Raw genomic sequence first — 16,673 nt, forward strand, 5'->3', positions numbered from 1 at the left:
CTCCCCGACAGACAGACGAAGGGAACTCCTGTTCCGTTCCGGGAGTCGGTCAGGAAGGGAGAATGTCCATGTGTGGGACGTGGGGGACCGGAACGGGTGGAGCGGATGGACCGTACGCAGACGCATACACAGACGCAAGCCGGAGCGGACGAGCGGCCGGGAGCCGGTGAGGCGGCGGCCGCCGGAGCGGCCGGGCGCGCGGGCACGGCACGCGCCATGACCGTCTTCAGCGCCGCCGACGAGGAGCGCCGCCGCGGCGTGCGCCGGATGAAGATCACCGCGACCGGCCTGCTGCTGTTCGTCGCCGTGGTGTACGTCCTCGCCGAACTCGCCGCACACCACGGCGCCGGCGCCTGGGCCGGATACGTGGCGGCCGCGGCCGAGGCCGGCATGGTCGGCGCGCTCGCCGACTGGTTCGCCGTCACCGCCCTCTTCCGCCGCCCGCTGGGCCTGCCCATCCCGCACACGGCGATCATCCCCACCAAGAAGGACCAGCTCGGCATCTCCCTGGGCGAGTTCGTCGGCGAGAACTTCCTCTCCGAGGACGTCGTACGGCAGCGGCTGCGCGCCGTCGGCATCGGCAGCAGGCTGGGCGCCTGGCTGGCGGAGCCGGGCAACGCCGACCGGGTGACGGCGGAGCTGGCGACCGCGCTGCGCGGCGCGCTGACCGTGCTGCGCGACTCCGACGTGCAGGCGGTGGTCGGCGAGGCGATCACCCGCCGCGCCGACGCCCGGGAGATCGCCCCCGGCATGGGCAAGATGCTGGAGAAGATCGTCGCCGACGGCGGTCACCGCCGCGCCGTCGACCTGGTGGTCTCGCGTGCGCACGACTGGCTGGTCCTGCACGCCGACTCCGTGATGGACGCGGTCCAGGGCGGCGCGCCCGGCTGGACCCCGCGGTTCGTCGACAAGAAGGTCGGCGAACGCGTCTACAAGGAACTGCTCCGGTTCTGCACCGAGATGCGGGACATGCCGTCCCACCCGGCCCGCGGCGCCCTGGACCGCTTCCTCAGCGACTTCGCCTCCGACCTCCAGTCCGACGGCGACACACGCGCGCGGGTGGAACGGCTCAAGGGCGAGGTGCTCGGGCGCGGCGAGGTCCAGGACCTCATCGCGTCGGCCTGGACCGCCGTACGGTCCATGATCGTCGCCGCGGCGGAGGACGAACGCAGTGAGCTCAGGCTGCGCGTCCGCGCCTCACTGCTCTCCCTGGGCGGCCGGATGGCCCACGAGCCCAAGGTCCAGGAGAAGGTGGACAGCTGGGTGGAGGGCGCGGCGGTGCACGTCGTGACGACGTACCGCCGTGAGATCACCTCCCTGATCACCGACACGGTCGCGAGCTGGGACGCCGAACACACCACCCGCAAGATCGAGGCCCACATCGGCCGGGACCTCCAGTTCATCCGCATCAACGGCACGGTGGTCGGTTCACTGGCGGGACTGGTGATCTACGCGGTGGCGAGGGGCTTGGGGGCGTGACGGGCGGTGCTTGCGGGCGCCGGGTGGTGTCACTCAGCCCGTCTGGGGGTCCCCCCTCTGGGGGAGCTTGAGGACCAGGCCCGTCCAGGGCCGAAGCGGGGGCCTGGGGGCGGCAGCCCCCGGTCAACGCCGGCGTGAACACCGAGCACCCGACAAGCGGAGGGCACCTCACCCCACCCCACCCGGCCTAAAGCGGCAGCGTCAGGGCACTCGTGCCGAGGTCCGCTCGACGAGGAGGGAGCCCATGACCACCGCAGAGGCCAAGACCGGCCGAACCATCACCACCGACATCCCCGCCAGACTCGACCGTCTGCCCTGGTCCCGCTGGCACTGGACGGTCGTCATCGGCCTCGGCACCGTGTGGATCCTCGACGGCCTGGAGGTCACGGTCGTCGGCAACATCGCCAGCCGGCTGTCCGAGCCCGGCAGCGGCCTGCCGATCTCCTCCGGCCAGGTCACGGGCATCGCCGCCGCCCTGTACGTCGCGGGCGCCTGCCTCGGCGCGCTGTTCTGGGGCCGGCTGACCGACCGCTGGGGCCGCAAGAAACTCTTCATGATCACCCTCGCGGTGTACCTCGTGGCCACGGCCCTGACCGCGGTCTCCTTCGACACCTGGTGGTTCCTGCTCTTCCGCTTCCTGACCGGCTTCGGCATCGGCGGCGAGTACGCGGCGATCAACTCGGCGATCGACGAGCTCATCCCGGCGGAGTACCGGGGCCGTGTGGACCTGATGATCAACGGCAGCTTCTGGCTGGGCGCGGTCGGCGGTTCGCTGCTGTCGATCGTCGCGCTGAACACGGACCTGTTCGCGGCGAACGTCGGCTGGCGTCTGACTTTCGCGCTGGGCGCCGTACTCTCCCTGGTCATCCTGCTCGTACGGCGGCACGTCCCGGAGAGTCCGCGCTGGCTGCTGATCCACGGGCGGGACGACGAGGCCGAGCGGATCGTCTCCTCCATCGAACGGCGGGTCGAGGAGGAGAAGGGTGAGCCGCTTCCGGCGGCCGAGGGCGAGCTGACCATCCACCAGCGCCGCAGCGTGTCCTTCCTGGAGATCGCCCGCACGGTGTTCTCCGACTACCGCCGGCGCTCGATCCTCGGCTTCTCCCTCTTCATCGGCCAGGCGTTCCTCTACAACGCGATCACCTTCGGCTTCGGCGCGATCCTGACCACGTTCTTCGACGTGCCGACGGGCGACACCGGCTACTACTTCGCCGTCATCGCGCTCGGCAACTTCTTCGGCCCGATCCTGCTGGGCAAGCTGTTCGACACGGTCGGCCGCCGGGTGATGATCTCGTCGACGTACCTGCTGTCCGGGCTGCTCCTGTTCGGCACGGCCTGGCTGTTCGACCAGGGCTCGCTGAGCGCGTCCACGCTGACGGCGTGCTGGTGCGCGGTGCTGTTCTTCGCCTCGGCGGGCGCCTCCAGCGCCTACCTCACGGTCTCCGAGGTCTTCCCGATGGAGACCCGGGCGATGTCCATCGCCTTCTTCTACGCCCTCGGCACCGCCGCCGGCGGCATCAGCGGCCCCCTGCTGTTCGCCGACCTCACCGGCACGGGCCACGTCGGCGACACCGTCCTCGCGTTCCAGATCGGCGCGGGCCTGATGTGCGCGGCGGGCCTCGTCGCCGCCTTCCTGGCGGTCAGCGCGGAACGCCGCTCGCTGGAGGACGTCGCCCAGCCGCTGACGGCGGCGGCGTCTGAGGACGGCACGAAGGCGAACGCGTAGACGAGCGCGACGCCTCCCGGAAGGGGCCTGAACCGCTGCGGTTCAGGCCCCTGTGGTGGATCCCGGCCGGACGATCATCAGCACCGTCACCGTGGCCCACAGCAGGTTGAACACCCCGGTGAACATGGCGAGCCGCACGGTCGTCCCGCGGTCGCCGCCGCCCTCCAGGAGCACCTCCTGCCGGGGCAGCACCAGGACGACGAGGACGATCGCGGCCAGCACGGTCAGCGCCGCCGACACGATCAGCCAGGCGTCGCCCATGACCCCCATCACGCTCGCCGTGGCGAACCCGAGCACGGGAACGGCGATGCCGAGACCGGCGTAGACCCGGCAGATCCGGTGCAGCAACCGGACGGTCCCGGCCGCCCCCACGTCGTCGGGCGCGAGCAGGGCCCGGCGCGCCGCGGGCGGGAACATGCTGGCCGCGACGGTGACGGGGCCGACCGCGACGATCGCGGCGAGGACGTGGAGAGCGAGCAGGAACTTGGTCACGGGCCGACGGTAGGCGGGCGGCGGACCCGGCAGAAGTGGCGGAAATGCCAGAGGCCACCGGATTCTCGCCGGAGGAGCCAGAGGAGCCAGAGGAGCCGGAGGAGCCGGAGGAGCCGGAGAAGCCGGAGGAGCCGGAGTGCCGTCCCCTCCGCCAGGGGGGGCCGGGCCGCCCCCGGGGTGCCGCCGGCCCACGCTCTACGCTCTCGCCATGCACACCGTCGCCGTACTGGCCCTCGACGGGGTCGTCCCGTTCGATCTGTCCGTCCCGGTCGACGCCTTCGGCTGGGTGCGGCTGCCCGACGGCCGGGAGGCGTACCGGGTGCGGGTCTGCTCCCCGTACCCCTCGGGGGAGGTCGGCGCGGGACCCTTCACCGTGCGGACTCCGTACGGCCTCGAGGCCCTCGCTCAGGCGGACACGATCGTCCTGCCCGGCGTGGAGGAGCCGCCCGACCCGCTGCCCGACGGCGTCGCCGAGGCGCTGCGCGAGGCCGCGGCGAACGGCACGCGCATCGCCTCCATCTGCGTGGGCGCGTTCCTCTTCGCCGCCACCGGCCTGCTCGACGGCCTGCGCGCCACCACCCACTGGTTCGCGGCGCGCGAACTGGCCGAGCGCTACCCGAAGGTGACGGTCGACCCGGACGTCCTGTACGTCGACAACGGTCAGTTCCTCACCTCGGCCGGCGCCGCGGCGGCGCTGGACATGTGCCTGCACATGATCCGCAGGGACCACGGCTCGGCGGTCGCGGCCCAGGCCGCCCGCATGTGCGTCATGCCGCTCGAACGGGAGGGCGGCCAGGCCCAGTTCATCGTCCACGACATGCCGCCGACGCCCGCCGGGGCCACGCTGGAACCCGTGCTGCGGTGGCTGGAGGACCATTGCGACCGCGATCTCACCCTCGACGAGATCGCGTCCCGCGCGGGCATGAGCACCCGCACCCTCAACCGCCGCTTCCGCGAACAGACCGGGACGACGCCCCTGCAATGGCTGCACCGGGCCCGGATCCGGCGGGCCCAGCACCTGCTGGAGACGACGGCCCACCCGGTCGAACGCATCGCCGCCCAGGCGGGGTTCGGCTCGCCGACCGCCTTCCGTGAACGCTTCCGCCGCGTCGTCGGAACGAGCCCCCAGGGCTACCGCAAGGCGTTCCGCGCGGAGCGGCCGGTGGCCTGACGGGAGCATGATCCCGCCGCCGGTCGATGATCGGCTAGGGTGACGGGCCGTGGCACGTGCGAACACGTGAACCATGGCTCGTACTCGGGGGAGACGACTTCTTGAACAGCGACCGCAGGCGCACGTCCGTCGCGCCGCGCTCCGTGCGCAACCCGTTCGGCCTCGCCGCGGCCGTCACCCGCGACTCCCGCTCCGACCGCATCCAGGACGACGTGGTCCAGCGCCTCCGCTCCGGCCGTACCGTGGTCGGCGGGGTCGCCACGGTGTGGATGCTCGCGGCGTACCCGCTGGCGCAGAGCGGCGAGGACATCCTGCTGGGCAAGCTGGTGGACGTACTGGCCGGCTGCGCGATCACCTTCGTCGCCGGCCTGGTCTGCCTGAGCGTCTTCATCGGCGCGGCCCGCCCTCCGCTGCGCCGCCTCTACGTCAGACGCCTCACCGGCCCGGGCTCCGCGCTCGGCGCCATCCTCGGCTGCGCGGCGCTGGCCGCCGGCGTGGCGATGCTGCTGCCCAGGCTGACGCGCGGGGAGATCATTCCCTGGGCCGACGCCCGGTCCGCGGGCATACTCGTCTGGCTCCTGTGCCTGCTGCTGTTCATCGTGCTGCTGCTCGGCGGCCTGATCGTGGTGGTCGTCGCCGCGCTCTTCACCCTGGGCGCGGTGGTGTACGCCCTCAACTCCTGCTTCCGTGTGGGCGACGTGCACGAACTGCTGCCGGCGCTGATCTCCCCGTTCCTCGTCTGGGCGCTGTTCGTGCTGAGCCTCTTCGACGGCCCCGACGTCGCCGCCCCGCCGCTGGTCCTCTACACCTTCCTGCTCGGCGGCCCGCTGTCGGTGACGCTGCTGTCGGTGTGGGAGGTACGGCGACTCAACCGGCGGTACGGGGTGACGTTCCGCTCGGCGCTGGGCCGGGAGCGGGACGCAGCGCCCGAGCCGGTGGGGATCCCGGCGCAGGCCCCGCCGCCGGCTTTCGGGGAGCCGTCCCCGTACGCCGCGTACCCGCCGCAGCCGACGTACCCGCCGTCCTCGTAAGACGGGCCCTCAGCGCAGGTCACCGGTCGTGGGGCCGGCGTGTCCCGCCTCAGCCGCGCCGGTCCGCCACGACCCAGGACGCCAGCGCGACGGCCCCGGCGACACCGAACACCGACGGCCAGGCGCCCACCTTCTTGGCCAGCGGATGCGACCCGGCGAAGGCGGCGACGTACGCGACGCTCAGCGCCCCCGCGGCCTTGCCGCCGGCCCGCTGCCGCCATTGCCGCGCGGCGGCGGCCCCCGCGGCGGCCAGCACGACACCGCCGAGCGGCCGCTTCTTCGTCCACCGGGCCACCCCGTACCCGCCGACGAGCCCACCCGCGGCGATCACCGCACCGGGAACCCGGGCACCAGAACTCTCAGCCATGACCTCACGCCTCCGACGCTGTAGTAGTCACCGCGAGGCTAGTGCCCCTGCCGCGGCAGGCAACGTTCGCCCCTGACGGGCCGCCACTCCGAACATGAGCCCAGGCTTGTCAACTTTCCTCCTCCGAGTTATATAAGTACCCGTAGGGCATCGCACCGACATCATGGAAGAGAGGAGTGGACTGTGATGCTCATGCGAACCGACCCGTTCCGCGATCTCGACCGGCTCGCGCAGCAGGTCCTGGGGGCCACGACCAACCGCCCCGCCGCGATGGCGATGGACGCCTACCGTTCGGGTGACGACTTCCTCGTCCATTTCGATCTCCCGGGCATCGACCCGGAGACCATCGAGCTGGACGTCGAACGCAACGTCCTGAGCGTCCGCGCCGAACGCCGTTCCCCCGCCCCCGAGGGCGCGGAACTCATCGTCGCCGAGCGCCCGACGGGCGTCTGCACCCGCCAGCTGTTCCTGGGCGACACCCTCGACACGGAGCGCATCGACGCCTCCTACGAGTCCGGTGTCCTGACCCTGCGCATCCCGGTGGCCGAGCAGGCCAAGCCCCGCCGCATCCAGATCACGGGCGGCGACACGGGCCGCAGGCAGCTGAACAGCTGACACCCACCGAGGCGCGTCCCGTACCCCCGGGCGCCCCGGCCGGATCCCCGTTACGGCCCCAGGGCTGCAGGACGCGCCTCCCCTGCCCGCACCCCCGAACGGAGAGCGCAACCCACAACCACCATGACGATGACGCCGACGAACACCCGCCCGACCCCCACACGACAGCCGACAAGGACGCTGATCCCGTCCCCGGCCCTGCCGCACGTCGGGCGAACGCCCCCGCAACCCCGCTTCACCTGGGCGGACCTGCTCGAAGCGGTCCGTGAGGCGGGCCGGTATCCGACGACCGCAGAAGCCGAGCACATCACCCGAGTCGTAATCGCCGCCCTGGGCAGCCAGATCACCGGCGACGAACGAGTGGCCCTGGCCCATGCGCTCCCGAGAAGCGCGGCGGCCCTGATCGCATCCGAACCCCCCGCCCGGCATCCCTCGCCGGCAGCGGAGTTCGTCGAATCACTCATCCCACACCTGGAGGGAGCAACCCCGGCCACGGCCCGCTGGCACGCCGGCTCGGTCCTCAGCACCCTCCCACCCCTCCTGGGCACCCCCCTGACCACCCGCCTCCTCTCTCAACTCCCCCCGGGCTACGCCCTCCTCTTCGGCAAGGCACAACTGACCCCCCACCCCTGACCCAACCGACACCATGGCGGCTCCCCGGCCCACAACCGGCGGAGCCGCCGACAACGACCGTCACGGTGATGACAGCCCGATAGACGATGAGTCCGAGTGGAGAAGTCACTTGGCAAAAGCAGCTGAGAACCTAGTCCAGGCCTCAAGCGACACGACCATGTGCGGCCCGTCGGGGTCCTTGGAATCGCGCACGCGCAAGCCTTCCGGTGAGCGCGCCGCTTCGACGCACTCTGTGGTGTTGCCGCCGCTGTACGAGGACTTGAACCAGACCGGTTCGGCGGCGGGCTCAGGACCTATGGGCATTCACAGCTCCTTGCGGGCACGGTGGATCATGGCGGAGGAAGCCTCCATGTCCAACGCTTGTGCGCGGAGGTACTCGAACGCAAGTCTGTAGCGCTTCAGTTCCTCCTCCTTCTCCAGAAAGAGGGAGCCGGTGTGGAAGTCGACATAGACCACGTCGAGGCTCGGCTCTGGCCCTCCGATGATGACGAAGCTTCCCAGCGCGGCGGCGTGGGCCCCGCGGGAGAAGGGCAGAATCTGCAGAGTGATCGGGCTGTCTGAGTCGGTCGCTTCGAGGAGTCGGCCGAGCTGCTCCCTCATGACCGCAGGTGAGCCGACGACCCGACGGATCACCGATTCGTCGAGGATCGCCCACAAGTGCGGTGGACTCGGCCGGCTGAGGATGTTCTGCCGCTTCATGCGGATGTCGACCAGCCGCTCGATCTCCGCCTGCTGCAGCGGCACTTCGTTGGCCTTCTGTACGGCCATGCTGTAGGCACGAGTTTGGAGTAGCCCGGGGACGTACACGCAGGAGAAGTGGCTCTCGCGCACCGCTTCGTTCTCCAGCGTGAGCAGCAGGTTCATGCTCTCCGGGATCGAGTCCGCGAAGGAGCTCCACCACCCTTGCTGCTTGGCCTCCTTCGCCAAGCGCACGACTGCTTGCCGTTCGACGTCGGTCGCCCCGTACTCACGGCACAGAGCGTCGATGACGATCCACTTGACTGGCCCTGACTGAGTTTCATACCGGCTGATCGTGGCCTTGGAGACACCGACGCGCCGCCCCGCCTCCTCAAGGGTCAACGCTTTACGAGCACGCAACTTACGCATCATCGCACCCAGTTGTCGGCGGCGCGTGGTGGTGCGTTCGGACATGGGGCTCCTTCGCCATGAACCGGGCGACAGGCCCGGAGAACGCCCTCAGGCTAGGCATCGTCCAGGCGACCCACCATCAGATTCACCCGAAGGATTCTGGTGAGAAGTTACACGGCGAGAGTTCTCCGTGCCATGCTCTCTCGTGAAGCCGCTACGCAATGCAGCCGTACGGACACGGCGGGCGCAGCGAGTGCGTGGCCTGTGAGGGAGGAGCCGGCGATGCCCGGCAATGAAGTCACTGAACCTCAACCCCGTTGTGTCCTGCCTTTCGAGGCGGTGCCGTCAGAGATCAGCCTCCTTCGGCGGGCGGCCGCCAAGCAGTTGAGCCGGTGGGGTGTGTCGGCTGCGGCAGAAGAGGCGGAACTGCTCGTGACGGAACTGGCCACCAACGTGCTCAAGCATGTGGGTGAAGGAGCCGCAGCGACCCTCGTTCTCGAGCGGCGGGATGGCCGGCTGCGCGTGGAGATGCACGACAGGAGTGAGACTGTTCCCGTCCTCAGGGCGGGCGGCTGGGAGAGCGAGTGCGGCCGGGGCCTCCATATGCTTGAAGCGCTCACGGAGGACTGGGGCACGGCCCTCACTGCGGTCGGTAAGTCGGTCTGGTGCGAGGTCAGGGTCGATTCCGCGGGCCTGTGCCCCCGTATCGAACGGGCCACTGAGGTGCTGGAGCGATACGGGAACAGGGTCGCGACCCCGATCAGCGGCCGATACGGGCGTGTGTGCATGAAAGACGCCGCGATCGCACTCATCGCGGACCTCTTGCACTGGACGGCGGCCTGTGGCGGTGACCCGGACGGCGTGCTGGACCAGGCGCAGGCGAGGTACGAAGGGGAGGTTGCCGCCTAGGCGGCAGCCGGTTGGCGGCAGTTGGCTGTCAGAAGGCGGCGCGGAGGCGGAGCAGGGCTCCGGCGTCGCCGGGGGCACCGCGTTCGTGAAGCTCAAGTGCCACACGGACGACGTCCTGATGGCTGCGGTCCCGTCCATAGATGTGGATCAAATTGTCGGCGAGCTCCCTCTCCTGCTGGTGGCGTAGCAAGCACAACAGGGCCGCTACCTCCGCGTGACTGAACCTGTGTGCAGTGTGATGCAGGAGCGGGAGTGCGGCCCCCTGCCGGCTGCTCGCTTGAAGAGCGTCGGCCTTGGCGGCGACGTTCCAGGCCGCGTGCTCGTCGGCACTGCTCCGCTGCCGGTCCCCTGTTCCACGGGGGACCGGCAGCGGCCCCGCCTCGCCTGTTGCGGCCGCTGCCGGACTAGATCCCGAGCCGGCGCGGCTTGCCGACCGCAAAACGAGAAGGCGAAGCCGTGCAATTTCATTGCTGAGCCGGTCAATCTCGGCCGTGTGGCGGTCGCAGCCCTGCCTCCGGTGATCTCGCTGGCGCGCCATCTCATCCCGCTCCGCCTCCATGGCGTGGAAGCGGAGCCTCAGCTGTTGCTCCTGCAGCGACGTCTGCCCTGCACCTTCGGTGGAGCCGCCCTTTGCATGCGTATCCGTCGCTTGGGCGTCTCTCGCCGTTCTCATGTTCTCCAGTTCGGCACGCAGGGCCACGCAGCCATGGCAGTGGTCCGCGTTCGCCCGCTCGCGCAGTTTTCGCAGCTTGGCGCGCGTGACATCGACAGGGAAGCCGTCGTTCGCGTCTGCGCGGGCGTACGTGTAAATGCGTTCCAGAATCTCCAGGGCTGGGACGGACTTCCCGCTCAGAAATCGCGAAAGCGACGCCTCGGAGACTCCGAGGCGTCTCGCTGCTTGTGCTTGCGTTGGTTCAGGAATGCCCCTTTTTGTTCCGCTCTCGCCCGTCAAGTAGCGGCATAGCCGCTGAATCTGCACGGCCAGCTCCCTCTTCCCAGGTGGAACGTCACCGCTGATGCTCTTCGTTGCCCAGGTATGGCCGGGGTTGCCGTACGCCATGAGTCAGTCACCCACCCTTGTTCTGCGTGTGCTTACTGGCCGGTCCAGGGTCCTGCCATCGAAGATTGTGCCGCAAGAAAGGGGAGATGTACTTGCTGTTTTTGTCGCAAGAGGTAAACGGTTGACTCCCGGCTGACGGCTAGTGCAAGAATCTGTCCAGGCAATCGCTCGTGACGTCGGTAGTCGCGTAGTGGGGGGCTCGTTGCAGGCAAGGGGTGCTTTATGTGCACCTTTGAATGCAATTTTTTATCGGCGGTTTATGCCCGCCGCAGCCGTTCTAGGGGAGCTGGAGGATCAGCGCATGACGCTGCCGTCTTGGCAGAACAAGAACCTGGGAGGCAGGGCCCGCACGGCCCTGTGGCTTCTTCAGGTAGTGGGGGTAGGCAAGACGTTCAAGAAGGTTGAGCTGCGGGAGGCGTTTCCGGACGCCGCGCAGATCGACCGGCGTTTGCGCGACCTCCGGGACTACGGCTGGAAGATCGACACGAGCCGTGATGATCCGACTCTGACGCAGCAGGAACAGCGTTTCGTCGCAGCCGGAGCGGAGGTTTGGCTGCCCGGTCAGGCCAAGACGCCCAAGCACAAGGCCAGCATCACCGCGGCACAGCGGAACAAGATCCTCGCGGCCGACAACTACATGTGCCGTGCGTGTGGAATCGCGGCCGGCGAGACGTACGAGGACACTCTCACCCCGGCTGTGCTGAACGTGGCCCGCCGCAAGGTGGTGTTGCCGGACGGCTCGACCGACCATCACACCGTGACGGAATGCAAGCGGTGCGGGGTGGGGAGCAGCGAGCGGACGGTCGACGTGACGCAGGTGCTGGCGCAGGTTCGTGCCCTCTCTCCGATGGAGCGGCAGGCGCTCACGACCTGGATTGAGGCTGACCAGCGCACGCTTGGACCGCTTGAGAAGGCGTGGGGCACGTATCGGAGCCTCCCTGAGCACCTGCGTAAGGCCGTGGCCGCCGAGCTGGCCGACGACAACGAGTGACGCGAGCGGAGACGACGATGGTACGAGAGTTTGCCCCGCCGCCCCGGGCGGATGAGTTCAGCGAACTGATCAAGAAGAAGGTGCGAGAGGTACGCGATGCCGGTGGCACCCGCGAGACGGTGACGGTCGACTGGAACGAGCAGCAGGCCCATGTCGAGGTCGTCGACCTCCCGCTCAGCAGCCTGTACCTGAACCCTGGCACGCACCGGATCCGGGCCCAGCGCAGCCACAATCCCGTCCGTGACGAGGGGTTGGACAAGGATCCGTGGAGCGCGGAAAGCCAGGACTACCTGGGGTTTCTCCTCCAGGCCTCGCCGGCCGACCCTAACCTCCGTGATCCTGAGTTCGACGCCCTCAAGGACAGTTTGAAGCAGTTCGGGCAGAACGATCCTGGTCTCGTCACCCACCACGGCATCGTGGTTAACGGGAATACGAGGGCATGCGCCCTGCGGGAACTTAGCGTGCAGTCGATGAGGGTCGGGGTGCTGCCCGAGTCGTTCACCTGGGCTGACATCAATGCCGTCGAGCTGTCCTTGCAGCTCCGCAAAGATCACCGCAGGGACTACACCTTCCTCAACCATCTGCTCGCGATGGAGGAGCAGGCCGCTCTCGGACGGACCCCGGAGCAGATCGCCAAGGCCTTTCGGATCCAGGTGAAGACGTACCACCGGGACCGCTGGATCCTGACCACCATCCGGGAGCTGATTGACCGCAGCGCGAGCGGCGGGGGCTCGAAGCTGCGCCTCGTCGACTGGGAGCGAGCCCAGGAGCGGTTGAAGGAACTGCACAGGCTCTACATGAAGCTGGAGTCGGTTGACCGCGACCAGGCCGAAGTGCTCAAGGAGTGGCGGCTCGCTGCCATCCTCCTGGACTTCTCCAAGACGGATGTGCGGCACATTGACGAGGACTTCCTCAAGGAAGGCCTTGGCAGCATGCTCCCCGTCCCGGAGGCTTCCGGATCGTTGGCGTCTGAGGCCGCCGGGGTGGTCATTCCTGGGTTGGGACTTACCGTTCCGGCGGCCTCCTCCGCCGTCTCGGAGGCCAGGGCACTGAACGACCGGCTCCTTCGGGCCAAGGCCGTGGTGAGCACCGGCGACCCTGGTCTTGCGGACACCGAGAAGGCCGCGAACCAGGAAGTGATCGATGAGGCGGAGGAGGCCTTCGACAAGGCCCTCGACGTCGCCGGCCGCAATGCTCGCTTGCGTAAGCGCAAGCAGCTCGCGCCCGCTCGGCTTGCCGAGGCATGTGCCAGCATTGACCAGTGCGTGGCTGATCTTGTCCAGGCACGGTCCTCCCGCAGCCTGGACGAGGAAGCGTTCGATGACGCTGTCCTCAAGCTCCGCACCAGCCTTCGCAAGCTGGCGCAGCAGGCGGGACGGGGTCTGCCTGACCCGGGTGACGGCGTTGCCTGGCTGCTCGAAGCCGCCACGGTGGAGCCCACGGCATGACGCTCAATGCTGAGGTGACATCACTGCGACTCGGCTTCGATGAGACGCGCACCCGTGTCGTACTGCGTACCACCGATGAATACCAGCAGGACCTGGTCCAGTTGGCCGCCCGTTTTCGCACGGGCGGCCAGCTTGGCCCCCTCAGCGCGTCGATAGCGCTGGATGAACTGCTCTCTGACCTCGGCGTGCTGGGCTCCTGGCCGCACCCCCAGGGCGTGGAGTGGGAGCCCGAACTGCGCACGCTGGTGGCCGGCGTGGTGCAGGACGCGAACACGGTCAAGCGGCGCCTGGACGAGGCACCTGGGTCGACGGATACCGTGCCCGGTGAAGTGCGTGCTCTCCTCGGAGAAGCGTGGCTGGGCGAGCTCAGTGAGTTCCAGCTTCGCGACATCGCCAAGCTCCTGTCCCTTCAGCACGGAGCCAATTTCAGTGTTCCCGGTGCCGGCAAGACCCGCGTTGCTCTCGCTGTGTACGCAGCTCAGAAGGCTCAGGGGCGGGTGGGCCGACTGTTGGTTGTCTGCCCCAAGTCAGCCTACGAGTCCTGGCGTTACGAGACCGCCGTGTGCTTCCAGCACGCCTTGCGGACTCATGTGCTCGACGGCTCGATGGATAATTGGACGGAAGTCCTGATCGTCAACTACGAACGCCTTGATCGGTCACTTGGCCTGCTCGCCGGATGGCTCAGGGCTGGCCCCGCGATGATCATCCTGGACGAGGCGCACCGGATGAAGCTCGGCGCGCGGGGAACGTATGGCGCTGCTTGCATGGCGCTGGGGCCGTTGGCCCAGCGTCGTCTCATTCTCACGGGTACGCCCGCACCGAACGGGGCGAAGGACCTGGAGAATCTGCTGGGCTTCGTATGGCCGGGACATGGCCAGCGCACTGTGGTCCAGGCTGTGGCCGGTGGTGACCTGGCCCATGCCAGCACGGTTCTGAAGCCGCTGTTCACCCGGACGACCAAGCATGAACTCGGCTTGCCTCCGGTCCGGCTGACGTTGCGCCACGTGGATCTGCCTCCGCTGCACGACGAGATCTACGAGTCGTTGACCCAGGGTGCGAAAGCGGATCGGGCACGGGACGACCTCAGTGCTCTCGGCAAGACGGCACTGCGTTTGCTGATGGCCGCGGTCAGTCCCGCACTCCTCCTGGAAGGCGGAAGCCGGTACGAGCCGCTGGCTTACCAGCTCCCGCCTCTACAGATCCCGCAGAGCAGCTCGCTCTACTCGCTCATGCAGTCCCTGCCAGACCACGAACTGTCGCCCAAATATCAAGAGGCCATCACTATCATCGCGGAGAACGCCGCGTGTGGCCGGAAGACGTTGGTCTGGACGACTTTCGTCCGTAGTCTGACGACCTTGGAGAGGCTGCTTGAGAAGTACAACCCCGCCGTAGTCTATGGCGGCACGCCCGACCGTGATGAGCAGCTCAGGCGCTTCCGCGAAGACCCGAGTTGCATGGTGCTGATCTCCAACCCGGCCACCCTGGGTGAGGGCATCAGCCTGCACCACATCTGCCATGACGCTGTTTACGTAGACCGTGACTTCATGGCCGGCCGGTTCTTGCAAAGCCTTGACCGCATCCACCGGCTTGGTCTGGCACCGGACACTGAGACGAGAGTCACGGTTCTGGCTGCTCGGAAAACGATCGACGAAGTGGTGGCTGACAGGCTGGAGAAGAAGCTGGACTTCATGGGGCGAGTGCTCGATGACCCGACAGTTCAGCAGCTCGCGGATCTTGAGGAGGAGCCCGCGGTCGGGGCTGGACTGGCGCCCAGCGATGTCGAAGCCCTGCTACGTCACGTGGGCGGTCGCCGGGGCGACGGTCTCTAGGCGAGGGAGCGGGAGTGCCCACTATTCTCTGGTGTGTGACGAACGAAACCGAGTGGGTGGCGCCAGCGGGATCGTGGGCCTCCTCTGCGGCGCGACGCCGGAACATGCAGGCGATCCGGAGCCGTGACACAAAGCCCGAACAGCTGATTCGTCGGCTCGTACATGCCAAGGGGCTCCGCTACCGCGTCGCGGCCCGCCCGCTGCCTGATCTTCGCCGCACGGCTGACATGGTCTTCCGGCCGGTGAAGGTAGCGGTCTTTATTGACGGGTGCTATTGGCACGGGTGCCCCGAGCATTACGTTCCACCGAAGACAAACTCTGGCTACTGGTCAGAGAAGGTGCTCCGGAATGTCACGAGAGACCGCGAGACTGATCAGCGGCTCACTGATGCGGGCTGGCTCGTGCTCCGTTTTTGGGAGCACGAGCCGTCAGACGCCTGCGCGGGACAGATCGCTGACGTGGTTCGGGCGCGTAGAGAGCGTTGACATGGAAATCTCAGTCTGTTCCGCCTGAGCGCCAGGGCGGCCGACTCGGATGTCAGCGCTTGATTCCATTGCGTACTTGGCCAGCAAGTCATCTCGGTGCTCGGGGCGCAGAACCGCCGCGATGGCCCGCCCCACCGCTTCAGCTACGGGCGGAGGGAATGCATTCCCCACCTGGCGATAGCGTGCAGTCTTCCCGCCTTGGAAATCCCATGCCCGCGGGAATCCCTGGATGATGGCTGCCTGCTCGACCGTCAGCATGGGGCCGGCAGGCCTGAACAAGTCGCGTTCCGGGACGCAGGCGTCGCGGTCGTTCGCGACTCCCATGGCGTCCACGTTCATGGCTGCCCAAGCGCGCTTGGCGCGGGTGGGCCCGAGGTCCGCTCCACCATGCTTCTTCGAACCGCCCACCAGGGTGGGAGCGACTCCCCGGCCTGCGGCGGCGGCTTTCTCGGCGGCTTCATACCAGTCGTCGTACACATCCTTGCCCGTGCGCTCACCTGGCTTGGCGCGCCGGCCGTCCTGGTTCAGCTCCCAGTAGTCCTGGCAGCGTTCCCGCATGGTCTCCTCAAGGTGTGCGAACACGTTCGCCTGCTCAGCCCTGAGGTGTACCGGCCATTCGAAAGCGTGCCGACTTTCATTCATGACGCTTTCATGGAGGGCTACGAGGATGGCTCGTGGGCGTAGTTGCGGAACGCCATAGTCCTTAGCGTCTAGCCGTCGCCATACTTTGCGCATGGCGATGTCCTGAGCCTTAGCGGACTGGTGAAGGTCTACGTTCGGAACGATGTAGCCTGCGTCGCGCAGTCGGTTCAGAATTTTGATCCGGTAGTCAATGAAAAACTCGGGAGGCTCGAGAATGCCGCGAACATTTTCGATCATGACAGCTCGTGGCAGCAGCTTTTCGATGATATCCAGTGCTGCCGGGAAGAGGTCGCGTTCATCGTCCTCTCCCAGCCGCTTGCCAGCCAGTGAGAATGGTGGGCACGGAACTCCCCCCGCCAGCAGGTCCAATTCTCCTGGATTAAGCTGCAGGCTTTTCTCAAGGTCCGAACCGAGGAAATCCCGGACATCCATCGGAGTGATCTGCTGAGCCTTCTCGGCGGTCCATCCGGGCCAATCCCCAACGTTAGCTCGCAGGGTGCTGACGGCGTGAGGGTCCCACTCGACCAAGGCCCTGTGGTCGAACCCTGCGTGATGCAGTCCAACGGCTTGGCCGCCTGCCCCGGCACAGATCTCAATTGAGGTCAGTGGCTGGGCGAACTGCGGGCGTTCATGGCCGCTGGAGGACATGACTCTCCTTCTAGATGATCGTTCACGCGAGAGTTGGTGATCTTCCCACGGCAACTCG

Annotated in this window: 17 protein-coding genes; 11 read left to right on the forward strand and 6 right to left on the reverse strand. The window is 67.9% G+C overall.

Translation table 11 applies throughout. The features are described from left to right. The first annotated feature begins 105 nt into the window (after positions 1-105). Both EV567_RS00565 and EV567_RS00570 read left to right on the forward strand, forming a co-directional pair. Positions 106-1,479 carry a DUF445 domain-containing protein gene (locus EV567_RS00565; RefSeq protein WP_130436576.1) on the forward strand — a complete coding sequence of 458 codons (1,374 nt, stop codon included), beginning with the start codon at positions 106-108 and terminating at the stop codon, positions 1,477-1,479. A 244-nt stretch (positions 1,480-1,723) separates the two neighbouring features. Beyond that, positions 1,724-3,205 carry an MFS transporter gene (locus EV567_RS00570; protein ID WP_130436577.1) on the forward strand — a complete coding sequence of 494 codons (1,482 nt, stop codon included), beginning with the start codon at positions 1,724-1,726 and terminating at the stop codon, positions 3,203-3,205. Positions 3,206-3,247: 42 nt separating this feature from the next. Here EV567_RS00570 and EV567_RS00575 read toward each other — a convergent pair whose 3' ends face one another. Continuing rightward, positions 3,248-3,697, reverse strand: a complete 450-nt coding sequence (locus EV567_RS00575; protein WP_130437508.1) for a hypothetical protein — start codon at positions 3,695-3,697, stop codon at positions 3,248-3,250. A 208-nt stretch (positions 3,698-3,905) separates the two neighbouring features. On the opposite strand from EV567_RS00575, the gene EV567_RS00580 reads away from it, so the two are divergent. Together EV567_RS00580 and EV567_RS00585 are read left to right on the forward strand one after the other, a co-directional pair. Further along, positions 3,906-4,868, forward strand: a complete 963-nt coding sequence (locus tag EV567_RS00580; RefSeq protein ID WP_130436578.1) for a GlxA family transcriptional regulator — start codon at positions 3,906-3,908, stop codon at positions 4,866-4,868. A 101-nt stretch (positions 4,869-4,969) separates the two neighbouring features. Further along, positions 4,970-5,899, forward strand: a complete 930-nt coding sequence (locus EV567_RS00585) for a hypothetical protein (RefSeq protein WP_130436579.1) — start codon at positions 4,970-4,972, stop codon at positions 5,897-5,899. 49 nt (positions 5,900-5,948) lie between these two features. Here the strand turns inward: EV567_RS00585 and EV567_RS00590 are convergent, their stop codons facing one another. Continuing rightward, the gene (locus EV567_RS00590; protein ID WP_130436580.1) at positions 5,949-6,266 is read right to left on the reverse strand and encodes a hypothetical protein; all 318 of its coding nucleotides are present in this window, start codon (positions 6,264-6,266) and stop codon (positions 5,949-5,951) included. Positions 6,267-6,452: 186 nt separating this feature from the next. Here EV567_RS00590 and EV567_RS00595 point away from each other — a divergent pair, with 186 nt between their 5' ends. Both EV567_RS00595 and EV567_RS00600 read left to right on the forward strand, forming a co-directional pair. Next, positions 6,453-6,881, forward strand: a complete 429-nt coding sequence (locus EV567_RS00595) for an Hsp20/alpha crystallin family protein (RefSeq protein WP_130436581.1) — start codon at positions 6,453-6,455, stop codon at positions 6,879-6,881. A gap of 129 nt (positions 6,882-7,010) precedes the next feature. Then, on the forward strand, positions 7,011-7,514 hold the full coding sequence (locus tag EV567_RS00600) for a DUF2267 domain-containing protein (protein WP_347400474.1): 504 nt from the start codon (positions 7,011-7,013) through the stop codon (positions 7,512-7,514). A gap of 105 nt (positions 7,515-7,619) precedes the next feature. Here EV567_RS00600 and EV567_RS00605 read toward each other — a convergent pair whose 3' ends face one another. Both EV567_RS00605 and EV567_RS00610 read right to left on the reverse strand, forming a co-directional pair. Then, entirely contained in the window at positions 7,620-7,817 is a 198-nt protein-coding gene (locus EV567_RS00605; RefSeq protein ID WP_130436583.1) for a DUF397 domain-containing protein, read from the reverse strand. After that, positions 7,818-8,666 carry a helix-turn-helix transcriptional regulator gene (locus tag EV567_RS00610; RefSeq protein ID WP_130436584.1) on the reverse strand — a complete coding sequence of 283 codons (849 nt, stop codon included), beginning with the start codon at positions 8,664-8,666 and terminating at the stop codon, positions 7,818-7,820. Between the two features lie 219 nt (positions 8,667-8,885). On the opposite strand from EV567_RS00610, the gene EV567_RS00615 reads away from it, so the two are divergent. Further along, a complete protein-coding gene (locus EV567_RS00615; RefSeq protein ID WP_130436585.1) occupies positions 8,886-9,512 on the forward strand; it encodes an ATP-binding protein in 627 nt (208 codons plus the stop codon). Between the two features lie 28 nt (positions 9,513-9,540). On the opposite strand, the gene EV567_RS00620 is transcribed toward EV567_RS00615, so the two are convergent. Beyond that, positions 9,541-10,491 carry a helix-turn-helix transcriptional regulator gene (locus EV567_RS00620; protein WP_165430280.1) on the reverse strand — a complete coding sequence of 317 codons (951 nt, stop codon included), beginning with the start codon at positions 10,489-10,491 and terminating at the stop codon, positions 9,541-9,543. 382 nt (positions 10,492-10,873) lie between these two features. Between EV567_RS00620 and EV567_RS00625 the strand changes: the two genes are divergently transcribed. Genes EV567_RS00625 through EV567_RS00640 form a run of 4 tightly spaced genes read left to right on the forward strand, consistent with a single transcriptional unit; the run spans position 10,874 to position 15,325 of the window. Then, positions 10,874-11,563: a hypothetical protein gene (locus tag EV567_RS00625; RefSeq protein ID WP_242620634.1), complete on the forward strand. Its 690-nt coding sequence runs from the start codon at positions 10,874-10,876 to the stop codon at positions 11,561-11,563. A 17-nt stretch (positions 11,564-11,580) separates the two neighbouring features. Then, on the forward strand, positions 11,581-13,011 hold the full coding sequence (locus EV567_RS00630; protein ID WP_130436587.1) for a hypothetical protein: 1,431 nt from the start codon (positions 11,581-11,583) through the stop codon (positions 13,009-13,011). Next, complete coding sequence (locus EV567_RS00635) at positions 13,008-14,840, forward strand: DEAD/DEAH box helicase (RefSeq protein ID WP_130436588.1); 1,833 nt, start codon at positions 13,008-13,010, stop codon at positions 14,838-14,840. Before EV567_RS00630 ends, EV567_RS00635 begins: the two co-directional genes overlap by 4 nt. 56 nt (positions 14,841-14,896) lie before the next feature. Next, entirely contained in the window at positions 14,897-15,325 is a 429-nt protein-coding gene (locus tag EV567_RS00640; RefSeq protein WP_278044735.1) for a very short patch repair endonuclease, read from the forward strand. On the opposite strand, the gene EV567_RS00645 is transcribed toward EV567_RS00640, so the two are convergent. Further along, positions 15,269-16,615, reverse strand: a complete 1,347-nt coding sequence (locus EV567_RS00645) for a DNA cytosine methyltransferase (RefSeq protein ID WP_130436590.1) — start codon at positions 16,613-16,615, stop codon at positions 15,269-15,271. The genes EV567_RS00640 and EV567_RS00645 overlap by 57 nt on opposite strands. Positions 16,616-16,673 lie beyond the last annotated feature (58 nt).

Origin of the sequence: Streptomyces sp. BK239 (assembly GCF_004217285.1) — a bacterium.
Taxonomy (GTDB): domain Bacteria; phylum Actinomycetota; class Actinomycetes; order Streptomycetales; family Streptomycetaceae; genus Streptomyces.